This is a genomic window from Legionella stuttgartensis (assembly GCF_977063405.2).
This window is the reverse complement of record NZ_CDRUHA020000059.1, coordinates 27,690-50,474: the sequence shown is the minus strand read 5'-3', so window position 1 is coordinate 50,474 and position 22,785 is coordinate 27,690. Positions and strand designations below refer to the sequence as shown.

Genomic DNA, 22,785 nt, shown 5'->3' with positions numbered 1-22,785 from the left:
TTTTTCGACTAAGTTTTTAAGCCCAAGGAAGTGTAATGCAATCAAATCCTCTTATTGAGTTGAATTTTTGGCTAGCGAGTGAACGGGAGGCTGGTGCTCCTAACCCATGTCACGCAGTTTTATCATCTATTTCATTAGATGGTGTACCACATAGTCGAGTCGTTGCTATTCGTGAAATTTCAGATGACGGAATTTTATTTTTTACGCAAAAAAGTACTCGCAAAGTAAATGAACTAAAAAACAATCCTCAGGTAAGTCTTGTTTTCTGGTTGGAGCTGTTACAACGAGAAGTGATTATTGAAGGTAAAACTCTACTTCTAAATCAGGGTGAGAATAAACATTATTGGGACAGCTATCCACAATGGGCACAAATTCGCTTTTTAAGTTATGCTCCTACTTCAATGCAATTAATTGAGAGTAAAGATATTCTCGAACAAAAGCGTCAGAAGATAGAGGAGTCATTTTTGAATAAACCAATACCTCTCAGTCCTGAATATTGCGGCTTCCGTATCCAACCGGAACGCATGATATTCTATGCCTACCGACAAGATGAACTGTCCGATGTTTGGGAATATGCTTTAAAGACTAATAAATGGAATTTCCAACGTTTATCACCCTAAAAATATCTGAGTCAAGTGTAATGGCACTAAGTTGAGAATTTTTATATTTACTCTATGTCTACGTCTTGCGAACAATTCGCGGAACATAGGCTCTAGGAGAATAAGCTTAACCTGGTGCCATTGGAGTAAAGTGAGCGCTTAAATGCAATAAGTTACTTCATACATTAAGTTTAAAAACTTACAGTTTGTCCTAAAAGACAATATTTGCCTTTTTTAATTCTTTTATTCAATAAATATCACATTTTGATTTTTATTTGATCTTATGGGGTATTCTAAACTAGAATTTCCCTGTTTTTATAATTTAAGGAAGAGTATTATGAAAAAAAACAAATCGCTACCGTCTTCTCCGCGCAAATTCGAACCGTCAAAGCTCCCTAAAAGCAATTCAGGACCTACATCGCCTCGAGAGATTAATGTTCCTGATTCTCAGGGAGAAATAAAGGTAGGTGATCCTCCTATTACTGACAAATCAAGCCATGAGAAGAATGGGCATTCAGAAACGCCCTCGGGTAAAGGCTCAATTACCCAGGCATTAAAATTTTTTCGAAGTGGAAAATCCACTTCCTTTCCAACGCTACCAATTACTCCTGCAGTTCCTCCAGCATCTCCGCGAGCAGCTCCACCCGCCACTCCTTATAATGCACCAGCAGGGATACCTTTAGCCCTTAGTAATGACACTTTAAAAATTAAGAAAAAAACGGCTAAAGTTGTAGAGTCTAAAGAAGTAGAAGCGCCAATATTAAAAAGAGTTGAAAGTCATCGAACAATGTTTGGTGTGCTTTGCCTGGATAATTTAATTTCTGAAGAAACACATCCAGAGTTATATCGTCGAACGCTTGCATGTACCGTTTTAGCGCAGCATTACAATACCTATATTGAATCGCTGACTAAGTCCCCATGGCATACAGCAGCCAGCTTAAAGTCTGTTCACACTGAAGAAGCTCAAAAACTGCTTCAACATGCGCAAGGAGAACAGGTTAAACGAATAAGAGAGCTTTGCCAAATACTTGATAAAGCATTAACGGTGTATTTAATAGAGACAAGTGATGACGCTGGACAAGTCGATAAACTCTGTGATTTCTTAAGGGAACGTATCGATGCAGTGATGGGACTCACACAATTTGATGATTACCCCTTCGTTAAAGGGCTCTCGTATAAAGACAAACGTCATTTTTTTCCTAAAGAGATAAATAGTAACTTAATGACAATGAAGAGAATACAAAAGAAAGAGTATGAATTAAGAGCTGAAATACAAACAGCTGGTTTGGACTTCTTGCAAACAGAAAAATTTAATGAGCCACTAGCAATAGTTTTGCCGTTTTTGGCGCATTATGTAAACGTTTATCATGGGCCAGAATACGTTGAAACCTTAGAGAAATTAGGACACTCAATAGTTCAGATATATGATTATCTAGAGGAGTTACGAATCAAGGAGGCTACTTTTGATTCTGCTATTAAAAGTAAGTTTACTCCTCCTGGATTTATTAGCTTCAACTCCTTATTACCAGAGCATGATGAATTTTGTAGGCTTCTCGTAAGTCAAATAAGTTGGATCTTAAAGCAAAAGAACTCTAAACCTGCGTGTACTCCTTCTGAGTTAGACTTTTTTATTTGCAAGGACAGTGAACTACTTTCAGTGATAAAAAATGAAATTTCGTCTTATACGAAAGGATTTAAAAGGACATTCAAGGAGGTTCCAAAGGATTTGCCAAAATTAGCCAAAAGGCTAGCTGAAAAGATGTTAGAAGCGAATACCTTAGAGCTTGATGAAAATCAGGAAAAGTTAGAATCTCGAGTTTTCGGCCTTAACCCCCATTAATTAGCGATTATTCTCTTATATTGATTGGGATATTACTTTAGCTAGGAGCAACTCAGACAGTTGCTCCCTGCTGAAGATACATAAGTTATTCATGGACATTTGATGATTCATTAAATACCAGACTCTTCCTCCTGTTTATCTGGCAAAAATCCACCGATCTGAGCATCCCATAAGGTTTTATACAAACCACCATTCTTGAGCAGTTCGCGGTGAGTACCATCTTCAACAATATGTCCTTTATCAAATACTAAAATTCGATCCATGTGGAGAAGGGTAGATAAGCGATGGGCAATAACCAGAGTTGTTTTTCCTTGCATCAATTGCCATAAACTGTCTTGGATATTCGTTTCGGTAACAGAGTCAAGCTGAGAGGTGGCCTCATCAAGCATTAAAATGGGGGCGTTTTTTAATATGGCGCGGGCAATTGCAATGCGCTGGCGCTGACCTCCTGAAAGCTTAATTCCACGCTCTCCTACTAAGGCACCATAGCCTTCTGGTAATTGACCAATGAATTCATGTGCATGAGCTTTTTGAGAGGCATCAATAACTTCCTTATCGGTCGCATCAATCTTTCCATAGCGTATGTTATCCATCAAGCTTCGATGAAAAAGCGTTGGGTCTTGTGGAATCATAGCAATAGCGAGTCTAAGACTTTTTTGGGTGACCTCACTGATATTTTGACCATCAATAAGAATTTGGCCATCTACAACATCGTAGAGTCTTAAGATAAGGTTCATAAAGGTTGATTTGCCACTACCAGAATATCCGACTAATCCAATTTTCTGACCGGCCTCAATCGTCACTGACTTATTTTGAAAAAGCGAATACGTCCCTCGATAATTAAATTTAACCTTTGAGAACTGAATTTTACCGTGAGTAACAATTAATTCTGAGGCTTCGTTTTTATCCTCGATGTCATGGGGTATCATCAACGATTTCAAGCTTTGCTTACATTTCCCAAGAGCTTGGTTGTACTGATCCACTTGGAACATCGTGTACCACATCATATGACCCAATTCCATTGAAAGTCCTAAAATTAAAGCAAAATCACCAATGCTAATAAGCTTTTTGCTGTACAAATGGATTAAGGTAAATCCTGCCATTCCCATCATCACTGCAATCATTGCGCCTTGTACACTGCTCAACAACATAATGAAAAGCTCTTTTTTCTGATAGGCTTGTTGGACTAACCGAAAAAAGGAGCTCATTCGGTCCATTTCATAAGCTTTTTGAGAAAAGATGCGGATATTGGATTGATTACTTAAGGCGTCGACGAGTTGACCAGAAAGTTGAGATTCATTGCTTGCATGCTCATCAGACAAGTGCACTAATCGAGAGGACATCCAAATGCTAAAAGAAGCAAAGGCAATAAACCAAAGTAATAAAATGTAAAAAAACAGGACATTGACATAATAAGCAGTAATAAATGAAACAATCAGTAATGAAGCTCCGCGAATGAAATCCACAGAGACTCTATGAAGAATAATTTCAAGATTATCTGCAAGAGTTGTAATTTGATCCGTAATACGCCCTGATAGATTATCTTGAAAAAATTGATAAGAAGAACCTAAAACATAATCAAAAGTTTGACTAATAATTTGATTTTTAATAACTGGTTCAAATTTATAATTTAGATACCCGATAGTTCTCCAGGTGATATTATCAAAAACTATAAAGTTCAATACCAACAATCCCGCTATCCAATTAAGACAGGATGTATCAGCGCCTTTCTCAGATGCTAACGTATTAATGAATGATTTAATTAATAGGCTATTAAATGGTCCCCAAAATCCAGCTAATACTGCAATGAATATAAATAAAATAACAATCTTACGATAGGGTTTTAAAAAATGTCCTATAAAAGAGCCTAAGCGGTTGGGTAAATAGGCGTTACTCATCTTTGTTAACTCCCTCAGCATGCCAAAGGTCACAACGAACGTTTCGTTGTATCGGTATGTCTGCTTTATTACGCCTAATTAGTCCAAGCAAATTGCTGGAACGTAGGTTATAAATAAATGGTTCAAAATAGGATTTATGAGAATGGATAAGACTTAAACATCGAAATTGAGTTGGTTTATAGTTCATGATTTACTCTTAAGTGTGCCTTTAGGCAGTAAAATAAAAAATCTAAAAAGACTTTTGTTCACTTTGCCCATGAATGGGCGGATTAAGATGTAATTTTCATGATGCTCTAAACCTAATTTTTATGGGTCTTTTAACCTAACTTTATATCTTAATGTAAAACAATTGATCATGTCAATGTGGTTTATACAAAAAATGTTCACGTAAACTGTAAATTCTACAATGTCGGTATCCTCCATGATACAAAATGCTAAGTGTGATTATGGGTGAAACGAAGTAATTTCCTGATATGCAGATTTAACTTCGCTCACCCGCTCCAGGAATAGTTTACATCGCTATTCTAGAATGAAATTCAGCCGCATTTTGTTCAACTAATCGTTCTTGTGCTTGTATTAAACCATTAAGACAACATTCTGTTACTTTTTGATAATCTTCTGGAGTTAATACTGTTTCAAACAATTTAAATAATTGTTCGACCATTTCTTGAATTCCTAAACCACGAAATGAAATATTAGAAGACGCTTCAGGAGTAAACTGAATTCTGAGATGGCCAATGTATTTTTCAGGTGGAACATTAAGGAATGAACGAATAAACGGTTTCAAAAGTGGAGAATACGTTTTTGATAATAAACTTTGTTTTTCTATCGCTTCCAAATTTGATTGGGTTCCTACACCACACATAAATGAAAGAAACTGAACCGCGACCTTGGCTACAGGATTGAATTGTTGATCTTTAAATGTACTGCTTTCTTTTTTTAATCTAACAGCGGCCAACAACAAGGAATGAGCAATTTTCTCTAGAGATTTTTCAGTTTGTTCCAGTTCTGAATAATCAGCATGCCGAGAGAAATACAGCTTAGACCAATCTTGAAACGTGTTTAGAAACGTTTTACTGTCTTGAACGCACTGAGGAATAGAAGGTTGGGGGGCGCTAGGGAGTCTTATTTCTTCTTCCTCTTCTTTTTCTTTTCCTTTCCCTTCAGGGGCTTCCATGGGAACTGCCGAAGATGCTGCGGCAATTAATGCTGCCAAACCATCCCATTCAGGTTGGAAGTGTTCGCTATTTGTATCTATTTGTTCTACTGGGGTTGGAGCTATGGAGCTTGAATCATTCTGGTTCGCTACTCCATGTTGAGTTTTCTTTCTTTTGGGCGTTCTTTGTACATTTTTTTGTTTTGGTGGATTATTTTCTGAAGCAGTTTCCGAAAATTGACGTTTTGCTGTTGCTTGTCGTGGTAGCTTCTCTAATAAATCATTTGCTTGGGCAAGACCTGTTTCAATGGATTCCAGAAGTTGGCGGTTTATTGAAAGTTGAGATCTATGAATCCTATCCTTATATTTGCCATCTAAAATCCTCTTAAACTTAGAGTATTCGGCAATAATGTTTGTTAATTCTTTTCTCATTAAATCAGCGTTGGGTATATCCTGTACTCCTTCTTTTTCAATAAAAAAGAGCCGCATTTCGGCTTTGAGCAATTTTATTTTATGTAGTTGAAAGTTAGCTTTCAGTAGGTGCTCTGTGTGTATTTGAGTTAATTGAAAAGGGGGTAGTAATGTATAGGAATCACTAATTTTCTGAAAACAATCATTGGCCTTGTCTAACATAATAAGGGAGTCTTTTAGATTGGAGTTGCTCTTATTTTCATAAGCATAGTGGATGTAGCTGTATGCAATAATTAGTAGAGCATCATTGTTTTTTGCAAAATCAAAGGTTGTTATATTTCTATGAAGTCTGTCTAAATAGCGCGTGGGTATTTTTTCGAATAGTTCAATATTTTTAGCTAATAACTGGAATTGATTTGTGTCGGCTACAAAATTGTTAAAATTGGCAAGTATCTTTTTATGTATTTTGGTTAGTTTAGACATTGGGTACACCTTTAAATGATTTACTGTAAAAAACAGCCGGAGGCTTTTACTATTAATTTTTCGGGGCGGATTATGATTGAGAATGACGAAAAAAACACTAAAAAAATGGCATTTTTTTGAAAAAGTGTACAATAAATGAATTAAGGCGGGTTGAAGTTGTACGCTCAACCTGCCTCAGTGGTTACATTCCGGAGTAGTTTGGCCCACCACCACCTTCTGGGGCATGCCAAACAATATTTTGTCGAGGATCTTTGATATCACAAGTTTTACAATGAATGCAGTTTTGAGCATTAATTTGCAATTTTGGCCCCTGTTCTTCTTCGATAATTTCATATACCCCTGCAGGACAATATCGACCCTCCGGAAATGCGTAAGTTTTTAAATTAATATCTATAGCTAATTGAGGTTTTTTCAGTACGAGATGGCAAGGTTGATTTTCTTCATGATAGGTATTAGATAAGAAAACAGAGGACAGCCTATCAAAAGTAAGCACACCGTCAGGTTTAGGATAATCTATTTTCTTTGCTTCATTTGCTGGAAGTAAAGCAGTATGATCTGCATGATTCGTCAGTGTCCATGGGGAATGCCCACGCGTAATGTATGTTTCAAAAGCCGCGTTGATCAAACCTGGAATTAACCCGTATTTAAATCCTGGTCTTATATTGCGTACGGAATAGAGTTCTTTTTCTAGCCAGGAATTTTTGACCTTTTCTGAATAACTTGTTAATTCAAATCGTTCTTCGGTTTCTTGTTGTAGAACTTCAAAGCATGCTTCTGCTGCAAGCATTCCTGATTGCATTGCTGTATGTATTCCTTTGATTTTAGGGACATTAAGGAATCCCGCAGCATCACCAATTAATGCCCCTCCTGGAAAGGTAAGTTTGGGTAAAGATTGCCACCCACCTTCATTAAGCGCTCGTGCACCATAACTGATTCGTTCTCCTCCAGTTAAAATAGGTTGAACTAAGGGATGTGTTTTGAAGCGTTGAAGCTCTGCAAAAGGATTTAGCCAGGGATTTTTATAATCCAAACCAACGACAAAGCCGAGAGCAACACGTTGTTTTGATAAGTGATAAATAAATGAACCACCGTAGGTTGAAAAATCCATTGGCCATCCCACGGTATGAATCACTTGGCCGGGTTTATGGTGTTCTGCTTTGATCTGCCATATTTCCTTTATTCCCAAGCCATAGGTCTGCGGATTTGCTTTATCCCTAAGGTGGTAACGTGTCATTAGGCTTTGGCTAAGTTGTCCACGGCATCCTTCAGCAAGCAAAGTCTGCTTGGCAAGTAAATGCATTCCTGGTTGATAGTTATTCGTTTTCTCTTTATTTTTATCGAGGCCTACATTTCCAGTTGCAACCCCCATCACTTGATTTTGATCATTATAAAGTGCATGGACTGCAGCAAAACCAGGATAAATTTCGCAACCCAGAGACTCTGCTTGTTGGGCAAGAAACATGCAAAGTTCGCCGAGGCTAATAATATAATTGCCTTCATTATGCATGGGTTTAGGGGTAGGAAGTTTATAGAAACTTTTTTGAGTTAGAAAATAAAACAGATCTTCGGTTACTGCAGTATCAAGAGGCGCATCTTGCCAGGTATCAGGAAGTAATTCTTTAAGGCTTCGTGGTTCTAGAACTGCTCCGGAAAGAATATGAGCCCCAACTTGAGCTCCTTTTTCTAATATACAGACAGATAATTCTTTTTTTGCAGCCAAAGCCAGCTGCTTCAATTTAATCGCGGCAGATAACCCCGCCGGTCCTGCACCGACGATGATTACATCAAATTCCATGGTTTCGTGTTCCACACGCGCTCCTACTGTGATTATAAAAAGATAAAATAATCGCTTTTCTAGGCGCTAATATCAAGATTTATATTGAAAATTAATATACTTTGGATTCTGGGGGCACGTTGTAGAGCGCGAGATCGATTATACTGCATTCCTGGGTTTCGCTACGCTTCACCCAGGCTACTTAAATTCCTGGTTACATTACAAATTGAAGATCATCATCACACCCCTCAGTTGTTGCTGCAACTGCTGTGGCGACTGAACGAGAAAAAAGTGAAAAAATACTATGGGGGATGCTGACAAGAGTCACCAACAGGCCTGCTGCAGTGCCAAGAAGCGTTAAACCCGTTAGTGCAAGACTATTGTGGACACCCTCTAAAGCTGTATTACGGTAGCCCTCATCCATCATTAAAATTGATAAAAGACCGAACAACATAAATCCAACGAAGTAACACGCAGCTACAACTGCAGTAAATGCCATAAACGCGGTACCAAGCGTAGATATTAAAGGGTACCAAACAGGCGCTAGTAGTTCGCCAGCAAACTCCTGACCATCTCGGTATCGATTAAAAAAACCGGGACGTTCTCGATAGGTGTTTACCGTTCGCTCAATGATTCCTGAAAAGTAATTTTCATCTCCTGCTTCATTTTTTAAATCCAGTATTTCACTAATTTCATCCCAGCCAATTAAATATAACATAAAATCCTCTCGGTGATTGAGCTTTGCGCAGAGTATCCAATTTAATCAATAGAGTCAAATAGTTAACTTTTATCAGAGAATTTTAAATTTTGAACATTTGAGTGAATTGTATTTTGACAGTTTTATGGGCAGAATTAAAACAAAAGGGAACTGATCCTGATGAAATAGGCTAAACTGATTGTAGGATATAAAAAAGGAGTAGGTTAATGAAAACCGTACTGAGTTTGTTACTTATTAGCTTATCAACGATGATCCATGCAAATAATAATTCATCCATGAACGTGAATGTGAATGCTCCAAGTTTTGTAGTCACGTTACCAGCAAATCCAACCACAGGATTTCAATGGTCAATTGTACGTTTCGATAAAAATTTATTAACACTCCGTAGTAGCAGTTATGAAAGACCGAAAACCAATCTAATTGGCGCTGGCGGGCAAATGCATTTCACCTTTGCGCGACAGAAGGGGAAAAGTTATCCCGATAGTACTGTAATTGTACTTAAATATGCGCGTTCTTGGGAGCCTGATACGGCTACGTTGAAAAGCGTTCAAGTAAATTTTGTAAAGCCTGATGGGAATTAATTCGGATTTAGCCTGGGTTGCGCTGCACTGCACCCAGGCTACTAATGATCATGCTTTTTTATACTTAAACGGTAAATATCTTGGTTCCCAAAACATATCTTCTATTAATTTTTCTAAATCAGCATCATTATTTTTTTGGGCGAGCCCTGAATCGATAGCGCAACGTGCTACTGCAACCGCAATTTCTTTAGCAACGGTTTGTGCATCATCCAAAGAGGGTAATAAAGGCAAATAACTTTCTTTTTTACTAGGTGCAAACTTACATAAAGCATGTGCTGCGGCTAGAATCATTTCTTTTGTTAATTTTGTTGCGTTTACCGCGAGAACTCCCAACCCTATGCCAGGAAATACCAATGCATTATTGCATTGTGCAATTTGTACCATTCGATTATGGTATTCAACCTCAGGAAAGGCTGTACCTGTAGCAATTAGGGCTCTGCCTTGACTCCACGTTAATATATCTGAAGGTTTGGCTTCGCATTTTTCATCTGGATTTGATAAGGGAAAAATAATAGGGCGTTCACAATTGACTGACATGGTTTCAACGATGTCTTGCGAGAACGCACCTGGTTGCGCAGAACAACCAATAAGTACTGTGGGCTTCACATGTCGTACAGTATCAGTCAGTGAGGGATGTTGTTTTTCATTGATGGCCCATTTATTTATCTCTCTAGGATCCCGTGCATAACACTTTTGTGCTTCAGTAAGATCGGGATCGGTGGTGAGCAACAGACCTTGCCGATCAATTAGCCAAAATCGTTGATATGCTTCATCAGGACTAATCCCTTCACGTACCATCGCATCAATAATTTGATCGCTAATACCGGTTCCTGCTGATCCAGCACCAAAAACAACAATACGTTGTTCATGCAGTTTTGAGCCGGTTACATCACAGGCAGCTAATAAAGCAGCTAATGTCACGGCACCTGTACCTTGAATGTCATCATTAAAGGTACACAATTGATCTTGGAATTTTTCCAAGATGCGTCGTGCATTCCCTCGACCAAAATCTTCCCAGTGTAAAAATGCATTGGGAAATTGTTTATGAATCTCATGAACAAAAGTGGAGATAAACTCATCATATGCTGCTGGACTGATGCGAGGATGACGACAACCAAGATACATAGGGTCATTGAGGAGATCTTGATTGTTTGTGCCCACATCAAGAAATATCGGTAAGGTACGAGTTGGCTCGATGCCCCCACACAAACAGTAGACCATTAGTTTGGCAACGGGAATATCCATTCCGCCGATCCCTTGATCACCAATACCTAAAACACCTTCTCCATCCGTAACGACAATCACATCAATTTCTGGATTAGAACGATTTTTTAATATTTCTTCTATTTGATTCTTATCTGAATGAGAAATATATAAGCCGCGAGGTTGTCGGTACTCATGACTGAATCGTTTTACTGCAGTTCCTACTATGGGGGTATAAATTGTTGGAAGCATTTCACCTAAATGGCGATTGATTAATTTATAGAATAAGATCTGATTCTTATCGTGCAAATTATTTAAATAAATGTTTTGCTGTAATCGCGTGGTATAACTGGAATATTGTAAATACGCTCGTTTGACTTGTTCATCCAATGTTTCAACCCGATGTGGTAGCTTGCCTAATAGGCCAAACTCTTTTCTTTCTTCGTTTGTGAACGCCGTCCCTTTGTTCAACTGAGGAGTGGTAAGAAGGGGTTTTCCACAAAGAGAGGTTTCAATATATTGTTCTCCTGTTTGTGGATCACGTAGCAATTTAAAATCAAGCATGGTTATCTCATAAGATGGCGTTAGCAGTTGTGTAATGATAATATCGGTTTTTTGTAGTTTATAATAGGTTGCGTATGAATAAATGTTTGATAGCACTATGGCTCATTTTTGGATTAACATCTTGCTCAGCGAAAAATGAACATTATTACAAATCACATCCTAATGAATTGCAACAAGCGATGAAAGCTTGTCCTGAACGACAACCACAGGGTATGACTTGTGAACAAATGGAAGTTCTTGCCAATCGTATGAATAAACTGGCCTATCAATTACAACTTAGTCCCCAAGGTTTCGGAAAAAAAATTATGGCGTTACAAGAGACGATTGTTAAACAGCAAGCACAATTGAAAACTGAGAATAATAATGAAAATTTACAAGCCAATTTAACTCAAAACAAACGTGAGTTAGCCGATCATTTAGCAGTGGTTAGATGGTTTGAATCACCTATGAGTTAAAAAATGAGAGTATTAATAAGTAATGATGACGGGGTTTTTGCACCTGGAATTAATAGACTAGCGAGCGAGCTGTCAACTTTTGTTGAAATCGATGTCGTTGCCCCCGACAGAAACAGAAGTGGAGCAAGCAATTCTTTGACTTTGTCTCGACCAATAAAAGTCAAAAAATTGGATAATGGCTATTATAGTGTTGAAGGTACACCAACGGACTGTGTGCACTTAGCGGTAACTGGTTTTTTAGATACTGAATTTGATATGGTTGTTTCTGGAATTAATGATGGTGCTAATTTAGGAGATGATATTCTTTATTCAGGTACTGTAGCTGCTGCAATGGAAGGTCGTTATTTAGGCTTGCCTGCCCTTGCGATTTCTATGGTAGGGGAGAATATTCAGCATTATGATACGGCAGCAACGATTGCTAAACAGTTGGTGATGCAGTTAAGTCAACATCGCCTGCCTTCCCAAACTATTTTAAATGTTAATGTTCCTAATTTACCTTTGGACAAAATAAAAGGGATGCAAGTAACCCGTTTGGGAACGAGACATGGTGCTGAGCCTGTAGTAAAAGATAAGGACCCTAGAGGACGGCCAATATATTGGATTGGCTTGCCTGGGGCAGAGGCTGATGCCGGACCTGGAACCGATTTTTATGCTATAAGCGAAGGGTATGTTTCAATTACACCACTTCATTTGGATATGACGAATTACAAAATGTTCGATCAATTAGCCAACTGGCTCGATGAGATCCACATTCAATAAAATAATTTGCTTGGGGTAATAAATGATAGTCACATTTTGCAAAAGATTTTTATGTCTTTTCCTCATAATGACTTTAGTAGGTTGCGGGAATAATTTAGCTCCCGTTATGGAATCTAGATGGAATCCTTATTGGCGCCATCAAAAAGCGTATGTCGTAAAACGTGGAGACACCCTGTTTTCTATTGCATTTCGCTATGATACTGATTATATAACTCTAGCTCGCTTGAATCGTATTAATCCTCCTTATTCTTTGAGAGTAGGGCAGGTTATCAATTTGCGAGGCATTACTTCGAGACATAGACAAACAGCGCGTCGACCGATAACAAAGAGAAATTATTATGTTGCACCCCAAAGACAGGCACGACCTGCTGTAATTTATTCGCCTGCGAATAGGTATGCACGCTCTGCTTCTGGATGGATGTGGCCTGTGAGTGGACGTGTTGTTACATCATTTGTTCCTCAACAAGGTAAGAAAGGCATAAATATTGCATGTAAAAAAGGTGAGCGAGTAATTGCTGCGGCAAGTGGTGTAGTCGCTTATGCTGGAAGTGGTTTAGCTGGTTATGGTAATTTGATTATTGTTAAACATAATCAGGGATATTTAACTGCGTACGGTAATAACACACGCATTATGGTTTCTGAAGGACAGCATGTGAAAGCAGGACAAATTATCGCAATAGCGGGTGTTATCGATCGCAAGTATACAGGTGTTCATTTTGAAATCAGAAGGTCGGGTGTACCAGTCAATCCTTTGAATTATCTACAAAAAGGTTGACAGATAACTTATAGTTATAGCAACAATAATGTTTTTATGAAGTATAATGAAGTTATGGAATAAATTTCTCAACATAACGAAACACTATAGGTGAAAAACAATGCACGAAGACGATGAGTCAATAAAAGAACCGGAACTTAAGGATGAAGAATGGTCTGAACCAGACGATGAATCGCTCTTAATAGAGGAGGACATTGATTCGCTTCTTGAAAAAGATGAAGAAGAAGTTACCGAGTTTCCTGATTTTTCGGATGATATTGCATTCCCTTCATTTCGTGGCAAAAATGCACAAAAAATGATGGATGCGACACAGCTTTATTTAAGTGAAATTGGATTTTCTCCTTTGCTCAGCGCTGAAGAAGAAGTGCATTATGCAACTCTTGCTTTAAAAGGAGATGTTGCTGCTCGCAAAAAGATGATCGAATCCAATTTACGTCTTGTAGTTAAAATTTCACGTCGTTATCTTAATCGCGGTTTACCTCTTCTTGATTTAATTGAAGAGGGAAATTTAGGCCTAATGAAATCAGTCGAGAAGTTTGATCCTAAACGAGGTTTTCGATTTTCAACTTATGCGACATGGTGGATTAGACAAACGATTGAACGTGCTATTATGAATCAAACGCGGACAATTCGTTTACCGATACACGTGGTTAAAGAGTTGAATGTGTATCTTAGGGCCGCAAGACAACTCACACAAAAACTGGATCATGAGCCCTCACCTGAAGAAATTGCAGAAATGGTTGATAAACCATTGGAAGATGTTCAAAAGTTGTTGGGTTTAAATGATAAAGTAACCTCTGTTGATACACCCATTGGTTTTGATGAAAATAAATCTTTATTGGATACTATCGCTGATGAAAACAGCGTGAATCCTGCAGAGTTGCTCACCAATGAAAATTTGCGTTTACATATAGAATCTTTATTGGATAAGCTGACTGAAAATCAACAACAGGTTATTGCAAGAAGATTCGGTTTAAGAGGTTTTGAAAAAGCAACGCTTGAAGATGTAGGTAAAGAAATTGATTTGACACGAGAGCGCGTTCGTCAAATCCAAGTTGAAGCATTAAAAACATTACGTGGTTTATTGGAAAAAATGGGATTAACGCAGGAAGATTTGTTTTAAATTTTAACTGCAAAAATCTTAATCCATTTATTTTAGCCTGGTTAAAATGAAGGAACTACTTCGTTTTAACCAGGCTATTTTTTTAGTAACTGTTTAGTGGATTGGGCGAGAACGTTTACATTTTTTATATTAATAAAAAAAGATAAGGAGCAGTTGTAATGAAGAAAATGATTTTATTGGTCTTAGTTGTTTTATCTTCAGTGGTTCGTGCAGAACAATTAACAACATTTATGGACATTTCTGATGCAATCTCTCAAGGAAAAAAAGTTACTTTAGTAATGAATATTCAAGAATGTAGTTCACAAAAACCGTCTTTGAATTCTATTACCGCATCGGTACAACCTGATGCTTTCCTTATTATAGATGATAAACGAATTACTGCCTCAATAAAGCATTTTACTTTGGATAATCCTGTTGCTCGCGGTATTCCTATCTTTGAACTCGTTAAATATAATATAAGCTCAGATGGAAACATTTCTATAAAAAATACAGTGATGGATGCTACGAATTTTAAACAGCTCGCAACTTATCAGCTTGATTGTGCTTTAAATAAAGGACTTAAAGTTTTTGGTTGAAACTTTATGAGAGCAATTTAACTGTAATTGGGGGTATCTCCGCAAAGACGGAGATCCCTTTTCACTTCGTTCAATGAGCTTCCTGAACTTATTCTGGTGCAGCCAAGTTGCACCTATGCCATGTTTATGGGCATTTAAAATTTACCTTAAGTCCTTTCCAGCAATCAGCATAATCTTTTTGCATCTGAGGTATACGCATGGCCTGCTCAGTAACCATCCATGCATCCCGGGTTTCAAACATAAAAGCTAAGGTATTCAAATACAGTTCAGGCTCTAATTTTTGTGCTACCGCTTGTTCGAAACTTACTTGGTCCGGTCCATGGGGTGTCATGCAATTATGAATACTTACGCCGCCGGGCGAGAACCCTTCTTTTTTAGCATCGTATTCACCTCGCACAAGTCCCATGAGCTCATTCATATAATTTCGGTGGTAATAGGGCGGTCTAAATGTATGTTCGGCTACCATCCACCGAGGAGGAAAAATGACAAAGTCTAAATTTGCTACACCGGGGGTATCACTTTCGGAAGTTAACACGGTAAAAATAGAAGGATCAGGATGATCAAAGCTGACTGTATTAATTGTATTAAACAAGCTTAAATCATAACAATAGGGGGCATAAGTACCGTGCCAGGCTACTACATTAAGAGGGGAGTGATCGCATTTCGCTGTCCATAATTTATTTTGGTACTTACATATAACAGTTGCTTGCGTAACACCTTGTTCAAACGCTGCAATTGGATATTGAAAATGTCGTGGATTAGCTAAACCATTTGCACCGATGACACCTAGCGGAGGTAGAGTAAGAGGGCTACCACTATTTTCACATAGATATCCTTTTGTTTCGGGACCAATAAGTTCCATTTTGAATTTAACACCCCGAGGAATAACAGCGATCATACCGGGACATATATTTAATTTTCCAAACTCAGTGTGTAAGTTTGCTTCTCCTAAGTAAGGAACAAAAAGCATTTCGCCATCATTATTGGCAAAGTATTTATTGTGCATGGAGCGAGTGCAATGATAAACATATGCATTCACATGTTGGCTTCCAGCAAGATGAAACATTCCTTCAACAAAATCAAAATTTTCTTCTTTAAATAGTTCTATGGGAGACCAACGTAAGGGATTTGGAGATTGTTCCGCATGATGAGGTTTAAACAGTTCAATTTCATAGGCTTGATAAGTACCTTGAGCAACAGAAGGTAAAATGCGATAAAGCCAGCTATGTAGGTTATTCTGTCTTGGACGAGTAAAAGCCGTTCCACTTAATTGTTCGGCATAAAGACCTAAGCTACAGTGTTGTGGTGAATTTTGGCTACTTGGTAAAGCGCCTGGAACTGCTTCAGTTTGATGATGATTACCAAATCCCTGCAAATACACTGTTATCTCCTTTAGTGTTTATGGTTCATTGAGTAGCCTGGGTAGAGCGCAGCGAAACCCGGGGAATATGTACTGTAGTGTTAACCTGGAGTATACCACGCTTCTTTCAGGCCACATTTATTTACAATAACTTTAAAAACGTAAAGATGGTGGCTACTATAGTCTAAAAAAGTTAAAAATGTCGAGTCCAAATGTAAGTTAAGTTATTCTTTTTAACAAAAGAGCATGTATAATTTATACAAAATTAAATATGGTTTGAGGTAGTGTTATGGCAGGTCATAGTAAGTGGGCAAATATTAAATTCCGGAAAGGAGTTCAAGACGCAAAACGTGGAAAAATATTCACTAAGTTAATTCGTGAAATTACCGTAGCGGCTCGTATGGGAGGAGGAGAAGAGTCTTCTAATCCAAGATTAAGGGATGCAGTTAAAAAAGCGCTTGCTGCAAATATGAAGCGGGATACAATTGATAATGCCATCAAGCGCGGTGTAGGTGGACTCGAAGGCGAAACAATGATGGCCATGCGTTACGAAGGTTATGGACCCGGAGGAGTTGCAGTTCTTGTCGATTGCTTATCGGATAATAAAAACCGAACTGTATCCGAAGTGCGTCATGCATTCACTAAGTGCGGTGGCAATTTGGGGACTGATGGTTCAGTATCTTATCTCTTCAACAATCAAGGAGAGATTCTTATGGCGCCTGGACAGTCTGAAGAACAGGTGATGGAAATTGCTATAGATGCTGGTGCCGATGACGTTTCTGTTGATGATAGTCAGATTGAAGTGATTACCCCAGTTGAAGCCTATCATAGTGTATTAAATGCGCTTACAGAAGCAGGCTTAGATATTGAGCAATCTCATTTAACCATGCGTGCACAAACTTTAGTTTCTATTGATGATGAATCGGCGGAAACTCTCTTGAAATTAATCGATATGTTGGAAGACTTAGATGATGTTCAAGAAGTATATAGTAATGCTGAGTTCTCAGAAAAACTTCTAGAATCAATGAATTAATGGCCATTATTTTAGGGATAGATCCTGGCTCAAGGATTACTGGATACGGTCTGATAAAAGAATCAGACCGTAAAATCGAGTACGTTGATAGTGGCTGTATACGTACTACTCCAGATGGTGAGCTGAGTCAAAAATTATTGCAAATATATGATGGTATTTGTCAATTAATGGATCATTACTCACCAGATGAAGTGGCGATTGAACAAATATTTATGCATGAAAACCCAAACTCAGCTCTAAAATTAGGGCATGCACGCGGGGTGGCTATGGTTGCTGCTGCATCTCATCGTGTTAAAGTAAGCGAGTATTCAGCACGAGAAATTAAGCAAATGGTTGTTGGTTATGGAGCAGCTGAAAAAGCGCAAGTAAGTCACATGGTCGTGCATTTGCTCGCCCTGAATAAGGCGCCACAGAAAGATGCTGCAGATGCATTGGCAATTGCAATTTGCCATAGTCATATGCGTCATAATTTGTCATCAGTAATTGGCAGGCGGGGATTAAGGAGAAGAAAGAGATGATTGGTTGGTTGGATGGACAAATTATTGATAAACATCAACCAGGAAAATTGGTTCTTAATGTCCATGGTGTAGGATATGATGTCGAAACCTCATTAAATACCTTTTTTCAGTTGGATAGTTTAAATGGTTCAGTAGGGTTACACATACACACAGTAGTTCGTGAAGATGCTTTACTTTTGTATGGTTTTTTAGAGAGACAAGAGAGAGAGCTATTTAGAGCTTTAATTAAAGTGAATGGTATTGGTCCAAAACTGGCCATGTCAATTCTTTCGAGTATAACACCGAATGAATTTATTCAATGCATTCAACAGGAAAACGCTTCCATTTTAATGAAGTTGCCAGGCATAGGTAAAAAAACGGCGGAACGTTTAGTCGTTGAAATGCGTGATAGTATGAAACAATTTTCTATGTCCGCTTCGGCTTCTCTAAATAAATCGCTTCCTATAATGAGTGGTCAAGATGAGGCAGTGTGTGCTTTAGAAGCATTGGGGTATAGGCCTCAAGAAGCGTTAAAAGCAGTCAATAAGGTGAATGATAATTCTAAAAGTTGTGAGCAGCTTATCCGTGATGCATTGCAAGTTTTAGCAGCTCGCTAATGAAATGTATGGAATGGAAGAGGCATTTTATTTTATTCTTCGGGTGCAGATATGCACCTGTTTACTACATTATTTATTTTCTTGGACAGGTATGAAGAATCTTACAATTAAACCTGTGCCTTCTTTAGGGGTATCGAGCATAAGTCTTCCACCATGCAATTCGGAAATTTGCTGAACTATTGCTAAGCCAAGACCACTTCCGGGGCTTTTGTTTCCTAAGACACGGAAAAAGCGCTCAAAAACACGTGATTGTAATTCCGCTGGGATACCTGGTCCGTTATCACTGACTTCAAGCATTATCTCATTTTTTAATTTAGCCAGACGTACGATAATCCGTCCATGTGCATTACAGTATCGTATAGCGTTATCAACAAGGTTACGAATTAATATTCCCAGAGCAGTAGAATTTCCATAAACAGTTAAATTTTCTGCATCACTTTCAAATTCAAGATCAATTTGCTTTTCGACCGCCGCAGGTGCAAGCATAGCAAGTATTTCGCGAGTTAATCGACTTAAGTTAACTTCATCTTTCTCATCCATGTGCGCTGCTTCTGGTACAAGTCGGCTCATAGTAAGTAACTGTTGAACTATGTGGGTACTTCGATTAACACTTGCAATAAGCTTTTGTAGTGCCTGATTTTTTTCCTCTATATCATTAGAATGCAATGCTACTTGCGCTTGTGTTTTTAGTGCGGCAAGAGGGGTGCGTAGTTCATGCGCTGCATCAGCTGCGAAACGTTTTTCGCGTTCGAATCCTTCTTTGAGTCTGAAAAACAATTTATTCAATTCGTCAATTACGGGTTTGATTTCTTCCGGAACTTCGTGTAAATCAACCGGTTCAAGATGAGTGGGGGCGCGGTTAGCTACTTCTTCTGCAACCTTATCCAGACTATCTAAACCACGGCCAATAATAATCCATATTAATAAGCCAGATAATGGGAATGTTAAAAGCATAATATAGAGGTCATCTTGTGCAATTCGATGACCTAGCTCGTTTCGGGTATCGTAACGCTCAGCTAAAACGGTGCGAATTCCTGCTTTATCATTGTAAGTAGTGAAAACACGCCAATCTTGGGTGGATATTTTTTTATCACTAAATCCATCTACTTCAGAAGTCAAAGGAATTTTGGGTGCTGAGGAGGAATGCAATAACAGTTTTCCACCATTGGTCCACACTTGAAAATTAAACTTATCGAGATAATTTTCAGGAGGCTCTTCATTCAGAAATCTCTTTTGATAGTATGTATCAATCTTTTGCGGGATTGTTTCGAGTGCTTCTTGAATTTTCGCAAGAGGGCGTTGATGAAGATCATCACCTAATAAAGCTTGATAAGAAAGAGCGGAAACGGCCATTAAACTATCCAAGTGATCTTGAATATCCTTTTGATCAAGATAGTAGTTACCTATAGCAGTTAATGTGGTCGTTATAGTAATGGCCAACAATAGATTGATTAGAAGAAACTTTCTTATAGAAGATTTCACGATACAGCAATACCATCATTTTTTTCTGCCATATATCCAACACCTCTAATTGTTCGAATAAAGTTGGCATTAAGTTTTTTACGTAGATTATGTATATGAACTTCAAGTGCATTACTATCTACATCTTCCTCCCAACCATAAATACTTTGCATGAGCTGTTCACGTGATAAAACCTGACCGCTGTTTTCTAGAAGTTTCTGTAATAATGCAAATTCTCTACGTGGAACATTAACTAAAACATCATCAACGAATACGGAGTGGGCGGCTGGATCTAGAGTAATATTTCTATATTGCAGAACTGAGTCAGCACGGCCTTGTGAACGTCTAACTAGAGCTCTGATTCTTGCGCTAAGTTCGTTGAGATCGAAGGGCTTAATTAAGTAATCATCTGCTCCACTATCCAATCCCTTTACACGATCTTCAACTGATTCTCGGGCTGTTAAAATAATAACTGGAGTAGGATTACCATCATGGCGTACGCTTTGTAATAATGCGAGTCCAGATAGCTTTGGTAAACCCAAATCTAGAATAATTAGCTCAAATGATTCGGATTTTAAAGCCGCGCGAGCTGCTTCACCATCTTTAAGCCAATCTACTATATAACCAAATTGGGTTAAGCCGGTTTTGACCGCATCACCAAGTAACTCGTCGTCTTCTACTAGCAATAGTCTCATTCTTGCTCCTATTGTTTTTCAAGGCCAGTCTCGTCCATGTGTTTTGTTAGATAAAAAGCTTGAATTAATACAAAAAGCAGAGTAAAACCAACCCCACCAAATAACTTAAAGTTAACCCAGGCATCGGTATTAAAATTATAGGCAACGTAAATATTTACTGCACCCATTAAAATAAAAAACAATACCCATGCTGTGTTCAGTCTATACCAGATCCTTCCTGGTAGCGTTACATTTGCTTCCATCATTTTTTGGATCAATGGTTTGCTGCCAATGTAACCTGAACTAAAAAAGACTAAAGCTGAGAGCCAATAAATACCGGTTGGCTTCCATTTAATAAACCAGGGATTATGGAAGAAGAGGGTAGCTCCTCCAAGAACCATGATTATTGCAAGACTGATTAGATGCATTTTTTCATAATGCTGGAATTTTAATCTGTAAAAAGCGACTTGACTTAAAGAGGCAATCATCGCAATAGCTGTCGCAGTATAGATACCAAAAAACTTGTATACTATAAAAAATAAAACTATAGGAAAAAAATCAAATAGTAATTTCATATACTTTAATGCAATAAAATAAGTTACTTTCATTATAACACAAGTTTTTGTGCTCACCTCCTTGCTTTATACTACAAATGCAAAATAATTGTTAGCAATCGGGAATTATGTATTCATAAAAACGGTTAGTTCAGTCCAAGAACAGAGTAAATCGGGGCTATGCTTCATTAACTCATTTAACGCCTATCAATTAACCGACTAATATTTTTTGTCCACTTAATAAAGGATCGTTTCGATTGAGGCCGGGGTTTAATGAAAGAATACGTTCTATTTTGGTTTTATGTTGTTGCGCTATAGAACTGAGGCTGTCCCCCTTTTTTACAATGTAGTGTATTGGTGGAGTTACTTTTTTCAAAATAATGAGTTGTTGCCCTTTTTGTAGAGCTTGAGTTGTTGCTAATTTATTCCACATTTGAATTTCTTTAACACTAACACCATACGTTTTTATCAGCGTCTGATAGGTCTCATTCTCTTGGACAATATGAATAACACGATGATTTTGTGGGACAGTTATTTGATGTTCTAATGGGAGGACATTTATAGCTGGCTCTCGTTTAACTACTACCGGGGTATTTCTGGTACTCGGAATTAAAAGGAACTGATTGGGCTCAACATGATTTGTCCTCAGCTGATTTAACTGTTTTATTAAATTCACCGTTGTGTGGTATCTAACAGCAATGTTATCCAAGTTGTCGCCAGGTTGTACGATGTGCTTTTCCCAGCTCACACGTTTTTCTGCAGGAAGGTTCGCAAGATTTAAATTAAATTGATGTACTTTTTCAGCAGGGATTAACAATTTGATGGGCTTATCGGGAGCGGTTGTCCAACGATTAAAACCCGGATTTAATTTGATTAATTCTTTATAACTGATTCCCGCCATTTTCGCAGCGTGGTTTAAATCAATTGGACTCCCAATATTTACTTCGACAAAATAAGGAAGATAAGGAATTTCAGGTAATGTTACTTTATATTGTGTGGGACTTTTAATGATTTCTGCTAAGGCGAGCAGACGAGGCACGTATATTTGAGTTTCTCTTGGGACGGTTAAATCCCAGAAACTTTGAGCACGTCCACCCGTTGCTTTGATCGCTCGGTCTATAGTCCCTTCGCCTGCATCATATGCAGCTATGGCCAGAACCCAATTGCCATTAAAGAATCTATTAAGATATAGAAGATAATTGAGCGCGGCATCGGTAGAGGAACTGATACTGCGCCGTGCATCAAACCACCAATCTTGTTTTAATCCCAAGCCTGCTCCCGTTTGTGGCATCAGTTGCCATAATCCCGCCGCACCCGCTACGGAATAAGCAAAAGGATCATAAGCACTTTCAATCATGGGTAACAGAGCTAACTCTCCAGGGAGATTTCGCTTATTTACTTCATAAATAATATGATAAAGATAGGGTTCAGATTGACGACATACTTTAGTAAGAAAGCCTGGATGTGCTATAAACCAGCGGATTTGCTCCTGTACTTCAGGCCGCGATGTTTGATGATCTAAGGTGAGTTGAGCGCGTAATACTTCCCAGGAATCAACCGCTGCAAAGGTTATTGTGTTGTTAGTAATGCCCAAAAAAATGAGTAGCCAGAATAAAAAAACTTTTATTTTGAAAAACTTAAATTTCAATGGTCAATACCTATGAATATTATTAGC

22 protein-coding genes are annotated in these 22,785 nt (G+C 38.2%); 11 read left to right on the top strand and 11 right to left on the bottom strand.

What is annotated here, in order from left to right; genetic code table 11:
• Nucleotides 1-35 precede the first annotated feature (35 nt).
• A complete protein-coding gene (locus ACWTEW_RS18435; RefSeq protein ID WP_454783113.1) occupies nucleotides 36-620 on the top strand; it encodes a pyridoxine/pyridoxamine 5'-phosphate oxidase in 585 nt (194 codons plus the stop codon).
• A gap of 316 nt (nucleotides 621-936) precedes the next feature.
• A complete protein-coding gene (locus ACWTEW_RS18430; RefSeq protein WP_454783112.1) occupies nucleotides 937-2,439 on the top strand; it encodes a hypothetical protein in 1,503 nt (500 codons plus the stop codon).
• 110 nt (nucleotides 2,440-2,549) lie between these two features.
• Here the strand turns inward: ACWTEW_RS18430 and ACWTEW_RS18425 are convergent, their stop codons facing one another.
• The 5 genes from ACWTEW_RS18425 to ACWTEW_RS18405 form a co-directional block, all read right to left on the bottom strand.
• On the bottom strand, nucleotides 2,550-4,337 hold the full coding sequence (locus tag ACWTEW_RS18425) for an ABC transporter ATP-binding protein (RefSeq protein WP_454783111.1): 1,788 nt from the start codon (nucleotides 4,335-4,337) through the stop codon (nucleotides 2,550-2,552).
• Nucleotides 4,330-4,524, bottom strand: coding sequence for a hypothetical protein (locus ACWTEW_RS18420; RefSeq protein ID WP_454783110.1), 195 nt, complete (start codon nucleotides 4,522-4,524; stop codon nucleotides 4,330-4,332). The genes ACWTEW_RS18425 and ACWTEW_RS18420 overlap by 8 nt, the downstream gene beginning before the upstream one ends.
• Nucleotides 4,525-4,848: 324 nt before the next feature.
• Nucleotides 4,849-6,387 carry a hypothetical protein gene (locus ACWTEW_RS18415; protein WP_454783109.1) on the bottom strand — a complete coding sequence of 513 codons (1,539 nt, stop codon included), beginning with the start codon at nucleotides 6,385-6,387 and terminating at the stop codon, nucleotides 4,849-4,851.
• Between the two features lie 181 nt (nucleotides 6,388-6,568).
• Nucleotides 6,569-8,197, bottom strand: coding sequence for an electron transfer flavoprotein-ubiquinone oxidoreductase (locus ACWTEW_RS18410; RefSeq protein ID WP_454783108.1), 1,629 nt, complete (start codon nucleotides 8,195-8,197; stop codon nucleotides 6,569-6,571).
• A gap of 178 nt (nucleotides 8,198-8,375) precedes the next feature.
• Nucleotides 8,376-8,879, bottom strand: a complete 504-nt coding sequence (locus ACWTEW_RS18405; RefSeq protein WP_454783107.1) for a hypothetical protein — start codon at nucleotides 8,877-8,879, stop codon at nucleotides 8,376-8,378.
• 206 nt (nucleotides 8,880-9,085) lie between these two features.
• On the opposite strand from ACWTEW_RS18405, the gene ACWTEW_RS18400 reads away from it, so the two are divergent.
• The gene (locus tag ACWTEW_RS18400; RefSeq protein WP_454783106.1) at nucleotides 9,086-9,460 is read left to right on the top strand and encodes a protease inhibitor I42 family protein; all 375 of its coding nucleotides are present in this window, start codon (nucleotides 9,086-9,088) and stop codon (nucleotides 9,458-9,460) included.
• A gap of 48 nt (nucleotides 9,461-9,508) precedes the next feature.
• On the opposite strand, the gene ACWTEW_RS18395 is transcribed toward ACWTEW_RS18400, so the two are convergent.
• A complete protein-coding gene (locus tag ACWTEW_RS18395) occupies nucleotides 9,509-11,227 on the bottom strand; it encodes an NAD-dependent malic enzyme (RefSeq protein ID WP_454783105.1) in 1,719 nt (572 codons plus the stop codon).
• Nucleotides 11,228-11,301: 74 nt separating this feature from the next.
• On the opposite strand from ACWTEW_RS18395, the gene ACWTEW_RS18390 reads away from it, so the two are divergent.
• The 5 genes from ACWTEW_RS18390 to ACWTEW_RS18370 all read left to right on the top strand — a co-directional run bounded on the left by ACWTEW_RS18390 (nucleotide 11,302) and on the right by ACWTEW_RS18370 (nucleotide 14,914).
• Nucleotides 11,302-11,682, top strand: a complete 381-nt coding sequence (locus ACWTEW_RS18390; protein WP_454783104.1) for a hypothetical protein — start codon at nucleotides 11,302-11,304, stop codon at nucleotides 11,680-11,682.
• A gap of 3 nt (nucleotides 11,683-11,685) precedes the next feature.
• Nucleotides 11,686-12,441 (top strand): 5'/3'-nucleotidase SurE, encoded by a 756-nt coding sequence (gene surE, locus ACWTEW_RS18385; protein WP_454783103.1) that lies wholly within the window; start codon nucleotides 11,686-11,688, stop codon nucleotides 12,439-12,441.
• 22 nt (nucleotides 12,442-12,463) lie between these two features.
• Entirely contained in the window at nucleotides 12,464-13,216 is a 753-nt protein-coding gene (locus tag ACWTEW_RS18380) for a peptidoglycan DD-metalloendopeptidase family protein (RefSeq protein WP_454783102.1), read from the top strand.
• Nucleotides 13,217-13,316: 100 nt separating this feature from the next.
• Nucleotides 13,317-14,339, top strand: a complete 1,023-nt coding sequence (gene rpoS / locus ACWTEW_RS18375; RefSeq protein WP_454783101.1) for an RNA polymerase sigma factor RpoS — start codon at nucleotides 13,317-13,319, stop codon at nucleotides 14,337-14,339.
• A gap of 158 nt (nucleotides 14,340-14,497) precedes the next feature.
• Nucleotides 14,498-14,914: a VirK family protein gene (locus ACWTEW_RS18370; RefSeq protein WP_454783100.1), complete on the top strand. Its 417-nt coding sequence runs from the start codon at nucleotides 14,498-14,500 to the stop codon at nucleotides 14,912-14,914.
• 124 nt (nucleotides 14,915-15,038) lie between these two features.
• On the opposite strand, the gene hmgA is transcribed toward ACWTEW_RS18370, so the two are convergent.
• Entirely contained in the window at nucleotides 15,039-16,295 is a 1,257-nt protein-coding gene (gene hmgA, locus ACWTEW_RS18365; RefSeq protein WP_454783099.1) for a homogentisate 1,2-dioxygenase, read from the bottom strand.
• Nucleotides 16,296-16,563: 268 nt separating this feature from the next.
• On the opposite strand from hmgA, the gene ACWTEW_RS18360 reads away from it, so the two are divergent.
• Genes ACWTEW_RS18360 through ruvA form a run of 3 tightly spaced genes read left to right on the top strand, consistent with a single transcriptional unit; the run spans nucleotide 16,564 to nucleotide 18,421 of the window.
• Entirely contained in the window at nucleotides 16,564-17,307 is a 744-nt protein-coding gene (locus tag ACWTEW_RS18360) for a YebC/PmpR family DNA-binding transcriptional regulator (RefSeq protein WP_454783098.1), read from the top strand.
• Nucleotides 17,307-17,825 (top strand): crossover junction endodeoxyribonuclease RuvC, encoded by a 519-nt coding sequence (gene ruvC / locus ACWTEW_RS18355; protein ID WP_454783097.1) that lies wholly within the window; start codon nucleotides 17,307-17,309, stop codon nucleotides 17,823-17,825. Before ACWTEW_RS18360 ends, ruvC begins: the two co-directional genes overlap by 1 nt.
• A complete protein-coding gene (gene ruvA / locus ACWTEW_RS18350) occupies nucleotides 17,822-18,421 on the top strand; it encodes a Holliday junction branch migration protein RuvA (protein WP_454783096.1) in 600 nt (199 codons plus the stop codon). Before ruvC ends, ruvA begins: the two co-directional genes overlap by 4 nt.
• Before the next feature lie 69 nt (nucleotides 18,422-18,490).
• Here the strand turns inward: ruvA and ACWTEW_RS18345 are convergent, their stop codons facing one another.
• The 4 genes from ACWTEW_RS18345 to ACWTEW_RS18330 all read right to left on the bottom strand — a co-directional run bounded on the left by ACWTEW_RS18345 (nucleotide 18,491) and on the right by ACWTEW_RS18330 (nucleotide 22,758).
• Nucleotides 18,491-19,903, bottom strand: coding sequence for an ATP-binding protein (locus tag ACWTEW_RS18345; protein ID WP_454783095.1), 1,413 nt, complete (start codon nucleotides 19,901-19,903; stop codon nucleotides 18,491-18,493).
• Entirely contained in the window at nucleotides 19,900-20,577 is a 678-nt protein-coding gene (locus ACWTEW_RS18340; protein ID WP_058512365.1) for a response regulator, read from the bottom strand. Before ACWTEW_RS18340 ends, ACWTEW_RS18345 begins: the two co-directional genes overlap by 4 nt.
• A gap of 8 nt (nucleotides 20,578-20,585) precedes the next feature.
• Entirely contained in the window at nucleotides 20,586-21,131 is a 546-nt protein-coding gene (locus ACWTEW_RS18335; RefSeq protein WP_454783280.1) for a septation protein A, read from the bottom strand.
• A 190-nt stretch (nucleotides 21,132-21,321) separates the two neighbouring features.
• Nucleotides 21,322-22,758, bottom strand: coding sequence for a lytic transglycosylase (locus ACWTEW_RS18330; RefSeq protein ID WP_454783094.1), 1,437 nt, complete (start codon nucleotides 22,756-22,758; stop codon nucleotides 21,322-21,324).
• Nucleotides 22,759-22,785: the final 27 nt, after the last annotated feature.